The organism is Gordonia jacobaea, assembly GCF_965344965.1.
GTDB classification, from domain to species: domain Bacteria; phylum Actinomycetota; class Actinomycetes; order Mycobacteriales; family Mycobacteriaceae; genus Gordonia; species Gordonia jacobaea.
Window position 1 is genome coordinate 530,144 of sequence record NZ_CBDRLS010000003.1, and the last position, 18,267, is coordinate 548,410.

The following is an 18,267-nucleotide window of genomic DNA, read 5'->3' on the forward strand; positions in this document are numbered from 1 at the left end:
CGACACTCGGATCCGAGGGGGTCTCGACCCTCTGGCGCGTCCGATTACAACTCGTTACCTTGCGGTGGCCCAGCGTTTTTGCGCCGGATGGCGAAATGGGTGTCCATCGCGGCGGGCCGAGTGTACAAAGGACGTTGACAGCGGTGGGCTCGCTTTCCAGATCAGGGACAACGGTAATTCACCGAAGCCGTTCCGCATCCTTCACATCCAATGATCGACACAGGTCACAGCACAAGAGTGAGTACTTTTATGGATCCGACGCAGCGTCAGATGCTCGACTTCGAGCAGAATTGGTACGCACTCGGTGGGGGTTCGTCGCGCGAGATCAGCTCGCAGTTCGGGCTGTCCGACCGTGACTTCTTCACGCAGGTCCAGCACCTGCTGAATGCCGAACCACCGGCTACCCTTTCGAAGGGTCAACTCGCTCGGATGCGCGAGGTCGTCCGCAGCAGAATCTGGATGGCTCGCTGAGGTCGACGGCCCCCTTACGCATTCGTGGAGTCACGTCCGACGAAAGGAGTTGTGGTGCCGCCGTTCGCCGACGACGAACTCGACGAGTTCTACCGGCGTATCGAGGCGGGCACCCAGCAGCCCAGCCGTAAGCGTTCGTCGCCCACTCGGTCTTCTCGGACATCGAGGACGCCCGCCTGTCCCACACCGGAGAAGGACGCCTACCGTGACGTCCACGAGGTCGACGCCGCGGTGAGCCGCATCCGTGCGGCCGGACGCACGGCCCCGGTGCTGCGGTCCTACGAATGCATCTGCGGCTCTTGGCATCTCACAAGCAGAGCAGTGGACATTCCGGACACACGGCGTAAGCGGAAACGGTCGTGACCCTCGTCGAACTGGCGGTGGACGATCTCACCGCAACCACCGACGCATACCGGCGCCTTCTGGCTCGCAACGACAGCGCAGCCGAGTACGCCACGTCGAACGCCACGCTGCGACTCGACCGCAGACACCTCGGGCACCGCGTACTGTTCGACGTCGCAGACGTGTCGTCGTGGCAGACGCTGCTGGAGCGACGCGGTCTGGCCACCCGCAACGACGCCACCGCTGTCCAAGTCGATGGCCTTCCGGTCGGGGTGACCGAGCACCGCGCTTCCGGAGCCGAGGCCGCACCGAACGCATGCGACATCGAGGGCATCGACCACATCGTGTTCCAGGCCGCGGGCCGCGACCACGCGGTGGCCTTGTTCGGCTCGACTCTCGGCCTCGACTTCCGTCTCGACAGACCCGTCGCCGATGGCCTTCGGCAGCTGTTCTTTCGCGCGGACGACCTGATCGTCGAAGTTCTCGTCACGCCCGATGGCGTTCCGAGAACGTCCCCGCCCCTCTCACTGTGGGGGATCGCCTGGGCGACAACCGATATCGAAGCAACGCAAGCCCGACTCAGCGGCGCGGGTTTCACCGTGTCGCAGGTTCGCACGGGACGCAAACCCAATACGCGGGTCGCGACGGTGCGGTCTCCGGCTCTCGCCACGCGCACCTTGATCATCGAACCCACTCGATCAGTCGCAGCTAAGGAGTCGTCGTGAGCCAGACGAGCCGACCAGACGGGCCAAACCGGTTTCAACGGGTGGCCGGCGTGGTCAACAGGACGGTCGTCCTCCCACTCCTGCAGATTCCACTACTCAATGGTCTGCTCGGTCGTGCGTTCACCGAGGTGTCGTACACGGGCCGCAAGACGGGCAAGCACGTCACCTTTCCGGTGAACTACGTCCGATCCGGCGACTCGGGCACGATCGGCGTCGCCATGCCCGACAAAAAGACCTGGTGGCGCAACTTCACCGGCGACGGCGCACCGATCACGCTGACCCTCGACGGCGAGCACCGAACGGGGCACGCCGTCGCGTCAAAGGACAGCAACGGATCGGTGCGGGTCAAGGTCTCCCTCGACCACAACGATTCGCACTGAGTCGGCTCCGCCGCACGCCACCGTAAATGCCGCGCCTCACGATGAGCGGCTGTAACAGTGTGTCGACGGTCCATCGCGGAAATCGGAAGCGAATTCCGTTGGGGGAGAACACGTCCAATCCGTTGTCACTTGGCCCTAAGACTGATCCCCACCGGTGCTCGGCCGGGTGATATCGGCGAGTCTCGCGGCCGTCGAGATGAGCGAGAACGTTGCGCGCCACCAGACGGTCGGCGCGGTTGCGAGCCGAGCCACGCAGCGGATCCGTATCGGCGACATCCCCGACGGCGAACACTCCCCGGTACCCGGGCACTCCGAGGTCGGCGTCGACGCGGACGAATCCCCGGTCGGTCAGCATGTCCGAAGGCAGCCAGGCTGTATTCGGTGACACTCGGCCGACGGCCCACACGATCGCATCCGCCTCGACCGCCGGTTGTCCGGTGAGCCAGTTGATCGAACCGGTGCCGATCTCCCCGAGATCGGCACCGGTTGGCAGGACCGCCCTGTGTCCACCGTGTCTGTCGACACCCAGGGACTCCAGTCGTCTGGCCACCTTGTGGCGCGTGCGGTCGTGGTGTCGGGGGAGTGGCAGCTCGCCGGGATGGTAGAGCGCGATCTGCTTCTCCGGCCAGCGTCGACGCAGTTGGGCGGCCGAACTGCATGCTGCCGCACCCCCACCGACTACCGCTATGGTCTGAGAGTGCGACAGGCGCTCGTGCACGCCGTGTAAACCGATGTCGACGTCGTCGCTGCCTTCGAGTACGGGCTGGCGCCAGAATCCGTTGGCAACGCCCGTCGCGATGACGAGCGCGTCGTAGGTGACTGCCTCAACCGTTCCCGACGGCGTGCGCAGGCGCAGCGTTCGACGATCGTGATCGAGGTCGAGGATCTCACCATGACGGATGTCCACCGGATCGAGTCGACGCATCCGACCGAACTCGACGCGATAGTCGCGAGCCCACCGCTCCGGGTAGGCGATCCGCAGCCCGACTTCCTGGCCGCTCACCAGCGCGGGCCGCATCGAGACTCCGACGACGCTGCTGCGGCGGGCGAGGTGCATCGCGGTGAGCACACCGGAATCGCCCATGCCTGCGACGACGACGCTCCGCGTCCCCCGCTCGTGGACGAGCGGCACTGCTGCACTCACCCGGGTCGCCCCGCACCGTCGGTGGTCCGGGAACTGAGCCGGGGAAGCGGCAGAAATTTTGGCACACGATCGATGACGTCGGCGTAGGACGGACGTCGTTCAAGACTGCGCTCTTCCATCATCGGAATGCTCGCCCCGAGGAACATGGCGAGCATCGCGCCCGCACCCACCCACAGCCACCACGCGTCCGCGGGCGCAGCGGCAATACCGAACAGCAGGATCGACACCCAGAACATGAACTCGCCAAAGTAGTTCGGGTGCCGCGACCACGCCCAGAGACCGACGTCGACGGTCTGACCGGGCTCGCTCGACCGCCGGAACAGTCGCAACTGTCGGTCGGCGATCGACTCGAGTGCGATCGCCGCGAGACCGACGACGAACGCGACAACGCTCAACCACATCAGCCCGGCGTCGGCCCTGGTGAGCGCGACGTACGCCGGGATCATCGCGAGAAGCACCTGCAACGTGGGGATGAGGTGAATGGCGAAGAGGTCGGCGACGAACGAGAACCTTCCGGCACGTCGCCGCAGCAACTCGTAGCGCCAATCCTCGTGGACCAGCCCGGGAAACGACCGTACCCAGTTCGCCGTCAGCCGCACCGCCCAGATCACGAGAACGATGCCGAGGAGGGCGCAACGCCACTTCGCTTGGGAGCCACCATGTATGGCGTCGCCCGCGAACCACCAGTACAGGGCCAGAAATACCGGGACGACACTCCAGTAGGCGTCGTAGCAACTCGAATTACCGACCGCCCGGCTCACCACGAAGATGACGAGCGTGGCGAGTACATCGGCAATGAGCGTGTCCGCCCACAGTTGCCCGACGCTGGGTCCCCATGTCAACCACAGCAACGCCACCGCCAGGGCAACGACGTACGCGGCGGTGATCACCACCAACGACGCTCGTCTCCCCATAAGAGGGATGGTGTCAGGCGACGCCCCACTTCGCGGCGTTTTGGCTGCGACCGGGCGGCAGCGCGCGTCGGGGTCGCAGATGCTCCAGCAGCCAGCGGTAGACGTCGTCGTCGTTGAGGAGGGTGAAATGGCTCGCCCCACCCAGATGCAGTCCGTGCTCGGTAGTGAATCCGACGCTGCGAGCGCGACTTTCGCCGCGACCGCTGGGCGTCAGCACCAATCCGTCGCCGATGAACCTGCCCAGGGGATGGTTGGGATCGCGCGTCAACGATGCGGTGACGAACAAATGTCGCGCCTGTGGCAGCAGCGGTACCGCGGTGGCGGGATGCTGCCGGAAGGCATCCGGATCCCTCCCACTCCAGTCGTCGTCGACAAGACTTCCGTGAAAAAGGTCGCGCACTCCTGCGCTGCGTCGTCCGAGCAGGTTGCCGAACGGGGCGGTCACCGAAACCGACCTGAGCGCTCCGGCGGCAAAGTGCACAGTCCGAGCCAGCGGAGCCCCGAAATGCGGCGTCCCCAAACCCACTGTCTCCGTGACCAATCCGCACCAGTACGCGTCCTGGGTGGCGGCACTGTGGCAGGCGCTTCGGATGATCAACCCGCCCATCGAATGCCCGATCAGGGTCAGTCGCGACACAGGCACCGGCCATTGGAGCGTCAGGTCATTGAGTAGTGCGGCGAGTTCGCGCCCGTTGTCGCTGATGTGGCGTCCGGTGTTGAATCGCAGCCGCACCTCGGTCGCGCCGATATCGGTAGCGAGCCGCTCGCCATACGTCGGGCGGTTACCTCTGCGCCACGCGTGCTCGGACTCCATGAGGCCGTGCAGAAACACGACGATGTGCCCGGTAGCCTCCGGAAAAGCCGCGCGGAGCGCTTCGGCCTCGACCGCCACCGGCATACCGTCGACACGGATCGACATCGGCTGCGCGAGCGGCGAGCGCTGATCGGCGAGCGAGTCGCCAATCAGCCCGTCGAGAATGGCGAGCACCAGCGCGCCCCGTGAACCCTCCGATGGCGAGTGGCGTGGTTCCGGAAGTGTGGCACCCACCTCGGCGATGGCTTCCAACATCGCGGACAACGACTCGTAGGTCGTGTCGGCTACTGCGTCGTGGACCAGATGTGCCGATCGACTCGACGATCCGCCGAGTCGATCGGTCACCGCGAACACACGATCGGATACCGCGCGATGCACTTTCGCGACACCGCGGATAGCTCCTGCGAGTTCACTGCACCCCAATTGCGCCAGCGCCGCCAGTTCGGTGGGGGCGACTTTCTCGGCTGTGGTCACAACCCACAGAGTACAACTGTTCACTCACTTGCGGGAGCCCTCGCAGCAACTGCCACCCGAGCACACAGGCAACTCACGCGTCGACGGTCTCGCGGTAGCCGAACTCGACGACATCGACGTCAGAGACGTGCTTGCGGCGCTCACGCCTCAGGCCGAGGCCGTAGAGCACCAGGCCACCGAGAAGCCAGCACCCGAGCACGATGAGCGGATGCGCAATGGCGTTGCCGTTGAAGAACACGACATCCCGCAGGAGCGATCCCGTTGCGCCCGGCGGCAGGAGCTGGCCGATCGCGCCCCACGGCGTGGGCAGTAGTTCAGGGGCGCTCGAGAGTCCGGACAGCGGGTTGCCCAGGAGTATCAGTGCAATGGCCGCGACGACCAGACCCGGACCCCCGAGCGCTTCGCGAAGGCCGAGCACCGCGAAGCACGTGGCCGCGATTCCGAGCATCGCCGCCAGCGACGTCAGCCAGTAGTTTCCGTCGAACGTCCCGACGAGGAACTGCAGAATCGCGATCAGCGCGAAGCCGCCGACGACCGACACACCCAGCGCCGCGATGATCCGACCACCCGCCGAGCTGATCACGAGCATGATCACCATCGCACTGATCCAGCCCCCGAGAGCCAGGGGAAGAGCGCCTGCCGCCAATCCGGCACCGCGCGGGTCCTTCGCCGGGAAACTACGCACATCGACGACCTGAGTCTGTGCGTGAGTGGCGTCGGCGACACCTTGTCCCATCGTTTCGATCATCGTTGCCACCGTTGGACTCGCCGCAGAGGCGACGAGCACAGTGAGGTCTGCGCCGGGCTTGACTACCAACGCGCCGTAAATTGCGCGCGTCTCGATCGCGTCGCGCGCAGCCACCTCGTCGGAGTATGCCGTGACGTCGAACGAGTCACCGGTGAGGCGATCGACCTGACTGACCACCTGCTCAGACCCGACGACCCCGATCGGAACGTGATGAGGCGCCGACCGCGCAGCGGGAAGCGCGAACATCGTGACCATCACCGACAACAGGACTGCGGTTCCGAGCACGACCGCAATCACTTTGACGGGCGCCGGTGGACCCTTCTTCGCAGGGGTATCGGTCACGGGGATGTCGGTCGCACTCGTCGCACCGGACGTCGTGGTGGTTTCATCGGCACTCATGGCGCCTCCCTCGAATTAGATACGGTTCGTTTCTTAGCAGAGTAGGACGATACGATAAGATACGCAACGTATCGGAAGGAGATTATGTGACCAGACGTCGCCGTGGCACAGAACTCGAAGCAGACATCTTCGAGGCCGTCCGTGCCGAGATCACCGAACGCGGATACGCCGGCCTCACCTATGAGGGGGTCGCGGCTGCCGCCGGAACGAGCAAGACCGTCCTGTACCGACGCTGGGACACCAAGGTCGAGATGGTCATGGCGGCAATGGTCGACGTCGCCCGCGAGGTTCTGACCGTCCCGGACACCGGGTCGCTCGCCGACGACCTCCGGATGGTCCTTGCACGCATGCGGGTGCGGTTGGCCGAGGTGGGTCCCCGGACGATCCGCTCGCTGCTCGCGGATCTGCCCGAGGGTTCCACGGGTTCTGTCATCGGACTCATCACCACGCATGTCGACGAGGTCATGGCTCCCGTGCTCGAGCGCGCTCGCCGACGGGGCGAACTCGGTCCGCACCCGCTTCCCCCTCGCGCCGCGTCTCTCCCTTTCGATCTCGCCCGGCACGAGGTCTTCATCACCGGCAACATGTCCGAGGACACCATCGACCAGATCATCTCGGTGTGCGTGATCCCGCTCTGGACGACCTGGACAAATACTCCCGAGTCCGATACTCCCGAGACCGACCGCCACATGACTTCGTCGAGAGGGATGACGCACACATGAGTTCGTCAGCACCGCCAGCCGCCGCCGATCGTCACGACGAGATCCGTGTCGTGGGCGCACGGGTCAACAATCTCAACGACGTGACCGTCGTCCTTCCCAAGCGACGCCTCACCGTCTTCACCGGCGTCTCCGGTTCCGGCAAGAGTTCACTCGTCTTCGGCACGGTGGCCGCCGAGTCGCAAAGATTGATCAACGAGACCTACAGCGCATTCGTTCAGGGATTCATGCCTTCGTTGAATCGGCCGGATGTCGACGTCCTCGACGGATTGACGACCGCAATCATCGTCGACCAGGAGCGTCTCGGTACCGACCCGCGCTCGACTGTCGGAACGGCGACGGACGCGAACGCGATGCTCCGCATCCTCTTCAGCCGACTCGGGACTCCACACATCGGTTCGGCGCAGGCGTTCTCCTTCAACGTCGCTTCTGTCAGTGGCGGGGGCTCCGTCACGACAGAGAAGGCGGGCCGAAAAGTCAAGGAGCAACGGACTTTCGAGGTCGTCGGCGGAATGTGCCCTCGATGTGAGGGCAGGGGATCGATCTCGGATTTCGACCTGACTGCCCTCTACGACGCCTCCAAGTCCATCAACGAAGGCGCGATCACGATCCCCGGCTACAGCATGGATGGGTGGTACGGGCGCATCTTCCGCGGCTGCGGCTTCTTCGATCCGGACACACCGATCGACGAGTTCACTGCCCGCCAACTCGACGCCCTGCTGTACAAGGAACCGACACGCATCAAGATCGACGGCATCAACGTCACCTACGAGGGCCTCATCACCAAGATCGGAAAGTCGTTCCTGGCCAAGGACAAAGACGCGCTGCAACCCCACATCCGGGCATTCGTCGACAGGGCGATCACCTTCTCGATCTGTCCGGACTGCCAGGGGACGCGGCTGTCGGAGAAGGCACGAAGTTCGACGATTGGTGGCGTCAGCATCGCCGATGCGTGCGCGATGCAGATCACCGATCTCGCCGACTGGGTCGGCTCGCTCGACGAGCCGACACTCGCACCGCTGCTCGAATCCCTGCGCGCCACGCTCGATTCGTTTGTCGACATCGGTCTCGGATACCTCTCGCTCGACCGCCCGTCCGGGACGCTGTCGGGTGGAGAGGCGCAGCGTACCAAGATGATTCGCCATCTCGGGTCGGCGCTGACCGACATCACCTACGTCTTCGACGAGCCGACGGTCGGGCTGCATCCACACGACATCGACCGTATGAATCGGCTTCTCCTGCAACTGCGGGACAAGGGCAATACGGTGCTGGTCGTCGAACACAAACCCGAGGTAATCGCCATCGCCGACCACATCGTCGACCTCGGACCACGCGCCGGGACCGGTGGGGGCAACGTCGTCTTCGAAGGCGGCGTCGACGACCTGCGCGCGAGCGACACGTTGACCGGACGCCACCTCGACGACCGCGCCACCCTCAAACCGCAGGTGCGAGAGCCCAATGGAGCGTTGGAGATTCGCGGCGCGCGTTCGCACAACCTGAAGGACGTCGACGTCGACTTCCCGCTCGGGGTGCTGTGTGTGGTCACGGGCGTCGCCGGCTCCGGGAAGAGCTCTCTTGTCGACGGATCGCTATCGGGCCGAGACGACGTGATCACCGTCGACCAATCCGCCATCAAGGGTTCGCGGCGCAGCAGCCCGGCGACGTACACGGGCCTCCTCGAGCCGATCCGGAAGGCGTTCGCGAAGGCAAACGGAGTGAAACCCGCTCTGTTCAGCCCCAATTCGGAGGGTGCGTGTCCGAACTGCAAGGGAGCGGGTGTCATCTACACCGATCTCGCGATCATGGCGGGAGTCGCCGTCACGTGCGAGGTGTGCGAGGGTAAGCGATTCCAGCCCGGGGTACTCGACTACACGTTCGGCGGTCGCGACATCTCCGAGGTCCTCCACATGTCGGTCGACGCGGCGCTCGAATTCTTCTCCGCAGGTGAATCGAAAGTGGCTGCGGCACAGAAGATCCTGGAAAGGCTCGCCGACGTCGGACTCGGCTATCTCACGATTGGACAACCGCTCACGACGCTCTCCGGCGGGGAGAGGCAACGGCTGAAACTCGCGACACACCTCGGGGACAAGGGCGGGATCTTCGTCCTCGACGAGCCGACGTCAGGTCTGCATCTTGCCGACGTCGAGCAACTGCTGGGGCTCCTCGACGGCCTCGTCGACGGTGGTAGATCGGTGATCGTGATCGAGCATCACCAGGCGGTGATGGCTCATGCCGATTGGATCGTCGACCTCGGTCCGGGCGCCGGTCACGACGGCGGGCGAGTGGTATTCGAGGGCACACCGGCCGATCTCGTCTCAGCACGTTCGACGCTGACCGCACAGCATCTCGCCGACTACGTGAAGAACTGAACCGCTCGACTCACCCGGCGCCACGGTGTCTCATCCGCCCGGGGCGTCGTTGACGACTCCGGCCAACGAGTCGCGGTCGGCGACGTCGAGTTTGATGCAGGCGCGATAGATGTGACCCTCGACAGTCCGTACCGAGACGGTCAGGCGTTCGGCGATCTCGCGGTTGGTCAGGCCGCGACCGATGAGAACCGCGATCTCCCGCTCCCTGGCCGTGATCGGCAGCGGTCGTGCTGTCGCCCGGATCGCGGGAGTTGTCGCTCCATCGCACGCTTTCGACAACGCGAGAACTCTCGCAGAGCATGCGGTGGCGTCTCCACGCCGGCCGGCACGCTCGTACAACTGTGCCGCCTGCGCCGCAGCGTCGGCGGCCGACAGCAGCACTCCCGCATCCTCGAAATCATGTGATGCCGCTGCCAATTCGTCCGGATCGCCCGCTGCGTAGGCCGCTGCGTGGCGTGCGTAGACGTGGCCGAGCTCGCCTTGGATGAGTCCTGCGAGCTCCGCGAGGCGCGGAGCCGTGGTCTTGTCGCCGAAGCGAGTCGCGTGATGCAGGGACTCGGCCTCGAGTGCGAGTTGCCCGGAGTCGTGAGCGATTGCGGCCGCGCGATGCGCGTGATCGATTGCCGCGCGTTCGGCGCCCTGTGCAGCGCAGATCCAGGCTTGCGCGAGCACCCGCTGCGAGTCGTGGATCGCCAGGTGCGGACCCCGGTGCTCATCTGCGTCTCGTAGCACCCGTTCGGCTTCGTCGACGTCGTTGAGCGCCGCGTACGCCCGTACCAGAATCAACCGGCCGGGCAAACGCCACGGGAGTGGCTGCTTGGCGTTGAGAGCGGCGAGTGCCTGTTCGAACTCGCTGATCGCCTCGCGAAACGAGCCGCTGTACGTCGCCGCAACACCTGCCGCGATCTTGGCGATCGCCCATCCGAGGAACTGACCCGAGGAGGAGAACTGCGTGTACTCGGTGGCGCGGTTTCGCGCCTCCTTGAGGTCGCCGACCATCGTGAGCGCCAGGACGTCGCAGTAGCGCACCATGACGCTGATCATCCCGTCGGTCGCCTTTTTCTTCGCACGGGTGCGCTCTGCGTAGGGGGCGTAGTCGCGTCCGCGTCCGGCAATCGACATGGCCAGCCCTGCACCGAAGGCCGCGAAATCGATGGCCTGCGACGGCGCGTTCGGACTCTCGAGAACGTGCTCGGCGAGCGCGATTCCCTCGTCGAGCCGGTTCTCGTGAACGGCCATCGCCGCGGCAACCGCGTCGACGACAAGTCGTAGCGACGGATGCTCGACCTTCTCGTTGAGCAGTTCGAGCATGCGATAACTCTCATCGACGTCGCCGAGCATCCAGAAGATCAGGCTCATGCGCGATACCGCCCACACCACGAGCTCGAACTCATTGAACGACTCGGGCTCGAACTCGGTGAATACAGCGTCGGCCTCGACGACTCGCCCCTGCCACATGATCGCGCGGGAGAGCAGCTCTCCCGCGGTCAGACTGCCGTCGTGCTCGAAGGCGACGCGGGCGAGCCGCTCACCGAGCGGGAGATTGGCCAGGAAGATCGCATCCTTGGCCGCTGCGATGAGCAGCGCGACGTCGACGTCACGGTGCGCGTCGACGCTCAACTGTGCGAGGCGGATACGCTCGGCGGCGGTGTCGGTTGCGTGGTCGCGCAATGCGTCGACGAGTTCGGCGCGTAGCCGTCGGGCCGCGACGGTGCTGATACGTCGGCGAACCACGTCTCCGTAGAGCGGGTGGGTGAATCGGACGTTGGTCGTGTCGCCGTCGCGAGTTGTCGTGATGAAACCCAGAGTCTCGGCGTCGTCGACCGGTTCCTCGCCGATCAGCCCGATCAGGAGATCGATGTCGATAGGCTCATACAGCGACAACACCTTGAGCGCATCGACAACGTGCGGACCAGCACGGTCGAGACGGTCGTCGAGCAGTGACACCAGGCCGGACGGAACCGCCGTCGCGCCCCGCAATTGCCAGACGCCCGACACCTCCGACAACGCACCCGATTCGACGGCCCCCTCGATCATGTTTCGTAGGAACAGTGGATTTCCGCCGGACGAATCCCAGATGACGTCGGCGCTCAACCCCTCCAACGATCCGCCGAGAACACGTTCGACCAGTTCAGCGCACTGTTCTTTCGTGAGGTTCTGCAGTTCGAGTCGGTGGAGGTAGCCGTCCTTCCACAACGAGGTCACCGCATCGGGCACAGGCTCGCCCGTGCGAACTGTGGCGATGATTCGCGCGCTGCGATCAATCGCGATCTGATGCAACAGCGTCGCCGACAGCTGATCGAGCATATGGGCGTCGTCTATCCCGATGACCGTTCCGGGCTCGGCGACGAGGGTCTCGCGCGCGGACACCAACGCCGCTATCGGATCGCGCGACGCGGTAGGAGCTACCCACGGGGCGAAGGCTCCGAGCGGTATGGCGCGCGACGACTCGGTACATGCAGCCCATCGGACAGGCCTACCGAGAGAATCGGTGACCATCCGGGCGAGCGTGGTTTTGCCGACGCCCGCGGGCCCGACAAGTACCACTCCACAGCGATCGCTTGGTCGCAAGAGCGCGGAGCGGATGAACTGTTGCTCGGCGGGCCGGCCGAGGAGTTGCCAGCGCCCTTCCATGGTTGAGCAGTATAGGGCGAATTGCCAGAAATTGAGTTGTGAAGGTTCGAGCAGGGAAACTCACTCGGGGAGTTCGTCCACGCTCGTCGGCTCACACATCGGCGCATTGTTCTTTTGATGCCGGAATCGACTCGACGCATCGTACACGTCGCGCTTGAGGCGGTTAATCGATCCGAGCGGGGTATGTACCTTCAGGCCACGCCAGGAATTGAACGACAGGACGTCGTCGCCGTATGCGCGTCGCTCCGGTGTGTAGGGATTCTGCGTCGGGAATCTGATCGTGGCAACTGTCCGGTGCGGTGACTCCTCCTCCGACCACGCCTTTGTCGCATCGTCGATCGGCATCCGGTCGACATTCGTGCACAGTTGCACCCGCAGTTCATATTCGGCCGGATGCGACTCGAAGAAATCGACGGTCATGTCTTGCAGCGCATTTACTCCGCGATAGTCGGGTGTCGGTTGACCGGCGAGCGCACGAACCTCCGCCGACGACGGCGCGTACAGCATCTTCGCGACATATTTGCCGTAGCGCAGCGGCGCTGACGTATAGAAGGTGTCCCCGAGAATATGCGTGTTCTCCCTGATGAAAACTCTCAGGGTGTCCGGAAGCGGGCGCCCGATCTTTGTCAGAATCCTGGCGTCGACTGCGGCCAACAAGCGTTCGCCGAACCCGAGAACGGGATCGGAAACACGGGCGAGCAGCACCGCCGTCGGCATGCCCTTGAGGAGATACTCCTTCGCGTCCGCGAACAGGAACTCCCGATGGGTCACCATGATGAAGTCCTGGGTGACCGCGGTGTCGTCGGGCAGGGCACGGTCGGCGGTCGGATCGACGCCGACGACCTTGATCCCGAGGCCGCGCACGCCTCGCATCTGATCGGTACGTATGGCTCCCGACGTGCTCGATAAGCGGGCGATGATCGGGTAGGTCCGTGGTTCCGCGAACAGCCCCTGGGCGAGTTCTTCCGGCAGGCCGGCGTGCACCTCGAGTTCACCGCGTAGGACAGCGTGACTCTTGGCGTGGGCGTCTCGGATGCCGCGCTTGTACTTGGCGTACGCGTGCTCGTTGTTCGTGTGCAGGATCTGCACCATCTTCGCCACCACCTCCGCCTCACCAGGCGGGGTGTCCTCCATCTCCGGCTCCCACAACACGTACTCACGACTCATCGTCACGGTCCTCTCGGCGCATCAGGGTGCGGGCCAGGGTGCGAAAGGGTTGGTGGCATGTGCGAGCACCGGGGTGAGCGTGGGGAAGTGGCGGAGCAACACTGTGCGCATCGTGTTGTCGCGGATCCACGCCATGCCCGCTTCGGTGTAAACGTCCGCGGTGAAGTCCGTCGTCAAGAATCGATCAGCGGCGATCCTGCGTGATGCCATCAAGATGAACACCCGAAACGCGGTGTCGGAGAATCCGAATCCGCGAGGTTTGCGTTCTGCGTAGAGACCGATCATGAGATCAACGTCATCGATGTCGCGGTACATCTGCTCGAGCTGCTTCGCCCACTCGGCGTTGTTCGTCAAATCTGCGAAGCTCTTGGCGGGCGGGAGTCGGAAATGTCGCCGGAATTCGTTGTAGCGTGGCACGCCACGCTCTCGGCTTCGGAGGACATCGATAGTGGCGAGGTCAATCGACTCAGCGTCCGGCCGCGGGAGATCACGGAGAGCTTCCGGGAAATTGTGGAGCGTCAAAGCTCCCGGAAATGCCCTTCCGAACGAATACAGCAAATCGTCCATCGACCATTCCGCCATTCGCTGGTGCACCTCGTCGGCCAGAAGCTCTCCGAGCGGGTGAGTACGCCTGGTCTGGCCCGTCGCCAGGCTCCGTACATCGAGTTGGTCGGGTAGCAGGGGATGCATGCGATACACGGCCACGAATTCTTCGGTCAACGAGAACGGCACCCCGTCGAGATGAGTTCCGCCACCTGGAATCCCGAAGAGTATCTCGCTGTCGACAAGCCGCCCGAACTTCGAGGTGAACTTCTCACCGAGTAGTCCGAACCAGTTCGCGTGCATGCCGGTCACGGTTGTGGGGTGCGCGATGATCGCAGGTGTCCAGTCGACGGTGTGGATCTTTGCCATCAGTGCCGAGTTGACCAGTCGCGCAACGTTGTACAGCCGCTCTTGATCAGCTGTGAATTCAGGGTGTGCGACCGTGAGTCGTCGACATATCGCGTTGTGTTCCCGCAGGAACAACGACTGCATCAGCGCGAGTCCCAGCCACGAATTCGCCTTGGGTCCGTTCTTGTCCAGCAATTGTTCCGCTGCCAACGTGGGGAGTCCGTCATCAGCGAGTTCGATGGTGGCGAGCAGATTGCCGTCGGCATCTCGGTCGCGGATCGCGGCCGCGTACTCCTCGGTGTCGCCGTAGATCTGCGACGCGTCCCACCAGTGCGTGTCACGGTTGGCGTACGTCGGCGGGGTGTCGGCCGGGCCGTCGAGTGTCGGCGTTCGTGGAACCTGCATCGGCCGGGAGTGCGGCCATTGGTCGTCGGCGTCGAGCTCGATGAGCCACGGCTCGGGATCGGGAGGAGTGAGATGACTCACCCAGTCATGCACCTGAAACTGGATCCATGCGGCGGCGAGCAGATTGAGCGTCTCAGCGGGCTGAAACTCGGTGCGCGCGAGCAGCTTCTCGCTGACGACGCGCGGACTCGGCTCATGAAATCTGTCTCCGAGCTCTGGCCATGTCGCGTCGAGTGGCACGTTGCGACCGAATCGAGTGCCGACGGACCCCATGTCGGGGTGCGCGAGGTTGTCGAAGCGCCCGTCGATCGTGCGCTTGCGATGGTCCGACGCCGGTAACGGTGGGTCGAGGGGCGGGGCGGGATCGGGATCGGTGTCGACGAGGTTGAGCGCCCGAAGCTGGCTGCGGATGCCGACAAGCACCGCCAGCCCCAACGGTTTCGGTAGTCGCGACCAGCCGACCACCCGGTCGAGCTGCTCCGCGGTCACTGCGAGGACCCGCTCAACGGTACTTCTCTGATCGACCACCGATTCCTCTTCCGTACCCGTGTCGCCCGCCCTGACCGATGTGACGCGATCAGTATCCCCGACGGCGGCGTTCGGGTGCATGCGTACCGGACTACCTCATCGGGATAACGCTGATTCGAGTACCCCGGTACTCGTGCGACCGCCATCCATGTCGCGAAGGCTGGAAACCCAGTCGGTTCGCGCATGTCCGACGCAGGGTCAATCGGCACGATCAACGATGTCGTGCACTACGGGAGAATGGCAGGTGATTCGTGATCGTCCCGATCGGCATCACGCTCAACATCGAGACGGAACTCGACGACGCGGTGTCGGCGCTGGGGTGCCGCGTGGGCGACGCGCGGCACAGTCGATTCTGGTTCGCGGAGGCACGTCACGCATCGATCGACACCCCGACACCCCTCTACGACAACAGAGTGGCGATCAGATTGCGCACGGGTTCCTTCGACGACCTCACGGTCACCATGCATCCCGAGCGAAGCGAGTGGCTGACCGGTGATTGGGCCAACTCGTTCGACCGTGACCAGTTCGAATATCGCATTTCAGATCAGTGGTGTGGTGGCGATCGAAGGCTCAGGGCGTCGGCACGTACCCGTCATCCGTCCGGGAGCATGTCCGAGGCGATCGAGGACGGCGCCGACCCCACCCACCTCCTCGACACTGCGCAACGACGCTTTCTGGTCGCGTGCGCGTCGTCGGGGCCGCCGATCGACCACCTCGTACTGCGTGGGCCGATCACGTCGCAGGTCTGGGATACGTCGGTGCGCGACGTCCGACAGGTTCGGGTGGCGAGGTGGCTGTCCGATGACATCGACGTCGTCGGGGTCTCCACGTGCATCGGTGTCCGCCCCGGCGAGTCGTCGCACGACCTCGCGGCGCGGGCCTCGGCGGTCGCGAGCGATCTCCGCGACAGCCTCCACGACGCCGGGTGTCAGACCAGCCCGCTGACGAGCAAAACCGTTCTGGCGCTTCGTGTGCTCGCAGGGGCGACCCCGTGATTACCCGTCGACGGAGACGATCGTCAGCTCGAAGACCAGACTGTCACCCTTGTTGATGCCCGCGGCAGGATTGCCATTCGGGTATCCGTCCTCAGGGTTCATCGCGACAGCAACCGACGAACCCAGCTTCTGACCCGCGATGGCCTTCTTGAAACCGACCACGACCCGGTCGAGCGGGAACTGAACGGGAGTACCCCCCGAGTAGCTGCTGTCGAAGGTCTTACCGTCACGGCCATCGACGCCGACGTAACAGACGCTGACGGTCGCCGTGTCGGGGACAACCTCGCCGCTGCCCTCCCGCAGGGTGTGAACCTGAGTCTGCTCGACCGCGAACGGAGTGGTCACCGTGACTGCCGGCGCCGTCGTCGAGGTCGAGGCGACGACGTCGACACTTCCCGTCGTGCCACGAAGGGTCCAGTCCGGCTTGGCATCCGCTGCCGGTGCCGCAGACGGGCAGGAGGGCGACGCCGCGGAAGTCGATGACGACGCGGCAGCGTCGGATCCGGAATCGGAGCCGCACGCGGCGAGTCCGATCGTCAGCGAGGCAACGGCTACGGGAAGTACGACACGGCGGATGTTCACGGGCGTCACGCTACCGAACGGCTTACCCCGGACCGTGAACCGCATCGAACCACATCGCCGACGTCACGAACCCTGGAGTCCCAGTGCGCGGGAGATGGTGAAGAACAGGTCCGTCTGATCGGTCAAGCCGACGACATTCGCCGCGCTGGGGCCGTATGCGGCGATCCGCACCTGCGTACCCGTGTGGCCCTGATCCATCGCGTCCAAATTGTCCGACGTTCCGTATGACACCGTGAGCGGCTGGCCGTCCTTGCCGGTCAACACGCGGGTCAGTCCGGGGTAGATGGCGTCCTCCTCCACCTGGAGGGGCAGCTTCGCGTCGTCGGCGGCCTTCTGTACGTCCTCGGCAGTCATCGACTCGACGATCTGGCTGCTGTGCGCGTGATCGGCGGTCACGATCACCAGCGTGTCGCGGTTGTCCTTGGCGTAGTCGAGCGCCACCTTCGTCGCTTCGTCGAGGTCGACGGTCTCGCCGATCTGACCGCACGGGTTTGCGGCGTGATCCTGCTTGTCGATCGACGCGCCTTCCACCTGCAGGAAGAAGCCCTTGTCGTTGCCCTTGAGGAGGTCGATGGACTTCTTCGTCATGTCGGCGAGCTTCGGCGTGGATGCGCCACGTTCGGGGTTGTCGGTGCACGTTGCGGCTGGTTCGAGGTAACCACCCTTGGTCGCGACGGGTCCGTTCCAGCGGACAGGCATGTTGCCGTCGGCGAAGAGTCCGAGGACCGGGGAGTCCTGGTTGGCCGTTGTGACGCCGTTGAGCTCGTCGGCGCTGCGCACCATGTTGTAGCCCCGTTCCTTCGCCTGCACCTCGAGCGTCTTGCCCTGGTATTCGCCCGCAGTAGCGGTTTGCTGGAACGACTTGGCGCCACCACCGAGCACGACGTCAGGTCGCGTTCCCAGCAACTGCTCGGTGATCGACCCCTTGCCACCCTTTTCCAGGGCGTCTGTCGGACACTTCTCGGATGTTTCCTCGGGCCCATAGCATTTGCGATTGGTGACGTGCGCGACCTGTACCGCGGGTGTGGCGTCCTGGATCTCAGCGGTGGTGACATCACCGGTCGCCTTGCCCGACTTCTTCGCCAGTTCGAGCAGCGTCTGCTGAGATCGGCCCTCGATGTCGACGGAGATTGCGCCGTTGTAGGTCTTCGTGCCCGTCGACCAGGCCGAACCGCTCGCGGCCGAATCGGTGACGAAGGTCGGCTTGCCGTCCTTGTCGAGCGAGTAGTGCGTGTACTGGCCCGTCAGCGGCAAGGCGTCGAGACCACTGAATGCGCCGCCCGCGCCCTGCGCGTAGTCGCGAGCAACGGTGATCTCGGAATCTCCCATGCCGTCACCGATCAGCAGGATGACGTTCTTGGCGCCGGAGTTTCGGATGGAGTCGGCGATGAGCGAACTGCGGTCATCGCCCGCCCTCGTCGCCCCGCCGTGTTCCGAAAGCTTGCCCTTGGCAACGGGATTCAACAGCGGTCCGGCCGCATCGTTGCTTCCGTCACCGCCGCACGCCGCCATCACTGTCGTCGCACACACCAAAGCCGTGACCGCCATGTACCGATGTCGTCGCAT

16 protein-coding genes are annotated in these 18,267 nt (G+C 64.6%); 7 read left to right on the forward strand and 9 right to left on the reverse strand.

The features are described 5' to 3' along the window. Nucleotides 1-249 precede the first annotated feature (249 nt). Genes ACRVY7_RS13060 through ACRVY7_RS13075 form a run of 4 tightly spaced genes read left to right on the forward strand, consistent with a single transcriptional unit; the run spans nt 250 to nt 1,918 of the window. Nucleotides 250-471, forward strand: a complete 222-nt coding sequence (locus ACRVY7_RS13060; RefSeq protein WP_005202988.1) for a DUF3263 domain-containing protein — start codon at nt 250-252, stop codon at nt 469-471. A gap of 54 nt (nt 472-525) precedes the next feature. Beyond that, nucleotides 526-834: a hypothetical protein gene (locus ACRVY7_RS13065; RefSeq protein ID WP_049697544.1), complete on the forward strand. Its 309-nt coding sequence runs from the start codon at nt 526-528 to the stop codon at nt 832-834. Continuing rightward, the gene (locus ACRVY7_RS13070; RefSeq protein WP_431817335.1) at nt 831-1,538 is read left to right on the forward strand and encodes a VOC family protein; all 708 of its coding nucleotides are present in this window, start codon (nt 831-833) and stop codon (nt 1,536-1,538) included. Before ACRVY7_RS13065 ends, ACRVY7_RS13070 begins: the two co-directional genes overlap by 4 nt. Continuing rightward, nucleotides 1,535-1,918, forward strand: a complete 384-nt coding sequence (locus ACRVY7_RS13075; protein WP_431817336.1) for a hypothetical protein — start codon at nt 1,535-1,537, stop codon at nt 1,916-1,918. The genes ACRVY7_RS13070 and ACRVY7_RS13075 overlap by 4 nt, the downstream gene beginning before the upstream one ends. Here ACRVY7_RS13075 and ACRVY7_RS13080 read toward each other — a convergent pair. The 4 genes from ACRVY7_RS13080 to ACRVY7_RS13095 all read right to left on the reverse strand — a co-directional run bounded on the left by ACRVY7_RS13080 (nt 1,884) and on the right by ACRVY7_RS13095 (nt 6,411). Next, nucleotides 1,884-3,062 carry an FAD-dependent oxidoreductase gene (locus ACRVY7_RS13080; protein ID WP_431817337.1) on the reverse strand — a complete coding sequence of 393 codons (1,179 nt, stop codon included), beginning with the start codon at nt 3,060-3,062 and terminating at the stop codon, nt 1,884-1,886. The two genes, ACRVY7_RS13075 and ACRVY7_RS13080, sit on opposite strands and share 35 nt — an antisense overlap. Further along, nucleotides 3,059-3,976 carry a DUF1295 domain-containing protein gene (locus tag ACRVY7_RS13085; RefSeq protein WP_431817338.1) on the reverse strand — a complete coding sequence of 306 codons (918 nt, stop codon included), beginning with the start codon at nt 3,974-3,976 and terminating at the stop codon, nt 3,059-3,061. Before ACRVY7_RS13085 ends, ACRVY7_RS13080 begins: the two co-directional genes overlap by 4 nt. Nucleotides 3,977-3,989: 13 nt before the next feature. Beyond that, nucleotides 3,990-5,264 (reverse strand): esterase/lipase family protein, encoded by a 1,275-nt coding sequence (locus ACRVY7_RS13090; protein ID WP_431817339.1) that lies wholly within the window; start codon nt 5,262-5,264, stop codon nt 3,990-3,992. A 73-nt stretch (nt 5,265-5,337) separates the two neighbouring features. Further along, the gene (locus ACRVY7_RS13095; protein ID WP_431817340.1) at nt 5,338-6,411 is read right to left on the reverse strand and encodes a hypothetical protein; all 1,074 of its coding nucleotides are present in this window, start codon (nt 6,409-6,411) and stop codon (nt 5,338-5,340) included. 86 nt (nt 6,412-6,497) lie between these two features. On the opposite strand from ACRVY7_RS13095, the gene ACRVY7_RS13100 reads away from it, so the two are divergent. Beyond that, complete coding sequence (locus ACRVY7_RS13100; protein WP_431817341.1) at nt 6,498-7,133, forward strand: TetR/AcrR family transcriptional regulator; 636 nt, start codon at nt 6,498-6,500, stop codon at nt 7,131-7,133. Next, nucleotides 7,130-9,499, forward strand: a complete 2,370-nt coding sequence (locus ACRVY7_RS13105; protein WP_431817342.1) for an ATP-binding cassette domain-containing protein — start codon at nt 7,130-7,132, stop codon at nt 9,497-9,499. Before ACRVY7_RS13100 ends, ACRVY7_RS13105 begins: the two co-directional genes overlap by 4 nt. Before the next feature lie 30 nt (nt 9,500-9,529). Here ACRVY7_RS13105 and ACRVY7_RS13110 read toward each other — a convergent pair whose 3' ends face one another. The 3 genes from ACRVY7_RS13110 to ACRVY7_RS13120 are packed head-to-tail and all read right to left on the reverse strand — an operon-like array spanning nt 9,530 to nt 15,205. Then, nucleotides 9,530-12,133, reverse strand: a complete 2,604-nt coding sequence (locus ACRVY7_RS13110) for a LuxR C-terminal-related transcriptional regulator (RefSeq protein WP_049697415.1) — start codon at nt 12,131-12,133, stop codon at nt 9,530-9,532. Nucleotides 12,134-12,193: 60 nt separating this feature from the next. After that, the gene (locus ACRVY7_RS13115; protein WP_431817343.1) at nt 12,194-13,300 is read right to left on the reverse strand and encodes a catalase family protein; all 1,107 of its coding nucleotides are present in this window, start codon (nt 13,298-13,300) and stop codon (nt 12,194-12,196) included. 21 nt (nt 13,301-13,321) lie between these two features. After that, nucleotides 13,322-15,205, reverse strand: a complete 1,884-nt coding sequence (locus ACRVY7_RS13120; RefSeq protein WP_431817344.1) for a peroxidase family protein — start codon at nt 15,203-15,205, stop codon at nt 13,322-13,324. A 170-nt stretch (nt 15,206-15,375) separates the two neighbouring features. Between ACRVY7_RS13120 and ACRVY7_RS13125 the strand changes: the two genes are divergently transcribed. Next, on the forward strand, nt 15,376-16,119 hold the full coding sequence (locus ACRVY7_RS13125; RefSeq protein WP_431817345.1) for a hypothetical protein: 744 nt from the start codon (nt 15,376-15,378) through the stop codon (nt 16,117-16,119). Here ACRVY7_RS13125 and ACRVY7_RS13130 read toward each other — a convergent pair whose 3' ends face one another. Together ACRVY7_RS13130 and phoA are read right to left on the reverse strand one after the other, a co-directional pair. Then, nucleotides 16,120-16,653, reverse strand: coding sequence for an FKBP-type peptidyl-prolyl cis-trans isomerase (locus tag ACRVY7_RS13130; protein WP_431817521.1), 534 nt, complete (start codon nt 16,651-16,653; stop codon nt 16,120-16,122). It abuts the gene before it with no gap. 111 nt (nt 16,654-16,764) lie between these two features. Continuing rightward, nucleotides 16,765-18,267, reverse strand: coding sequence for an alkaline phosphatase (gene phoA / locus ACRVY7_RS13135; protein WP_431817346.1), 1,503 nt, complete (start codon nt 18,265-18,267; stop codon nt 16,765-16,767).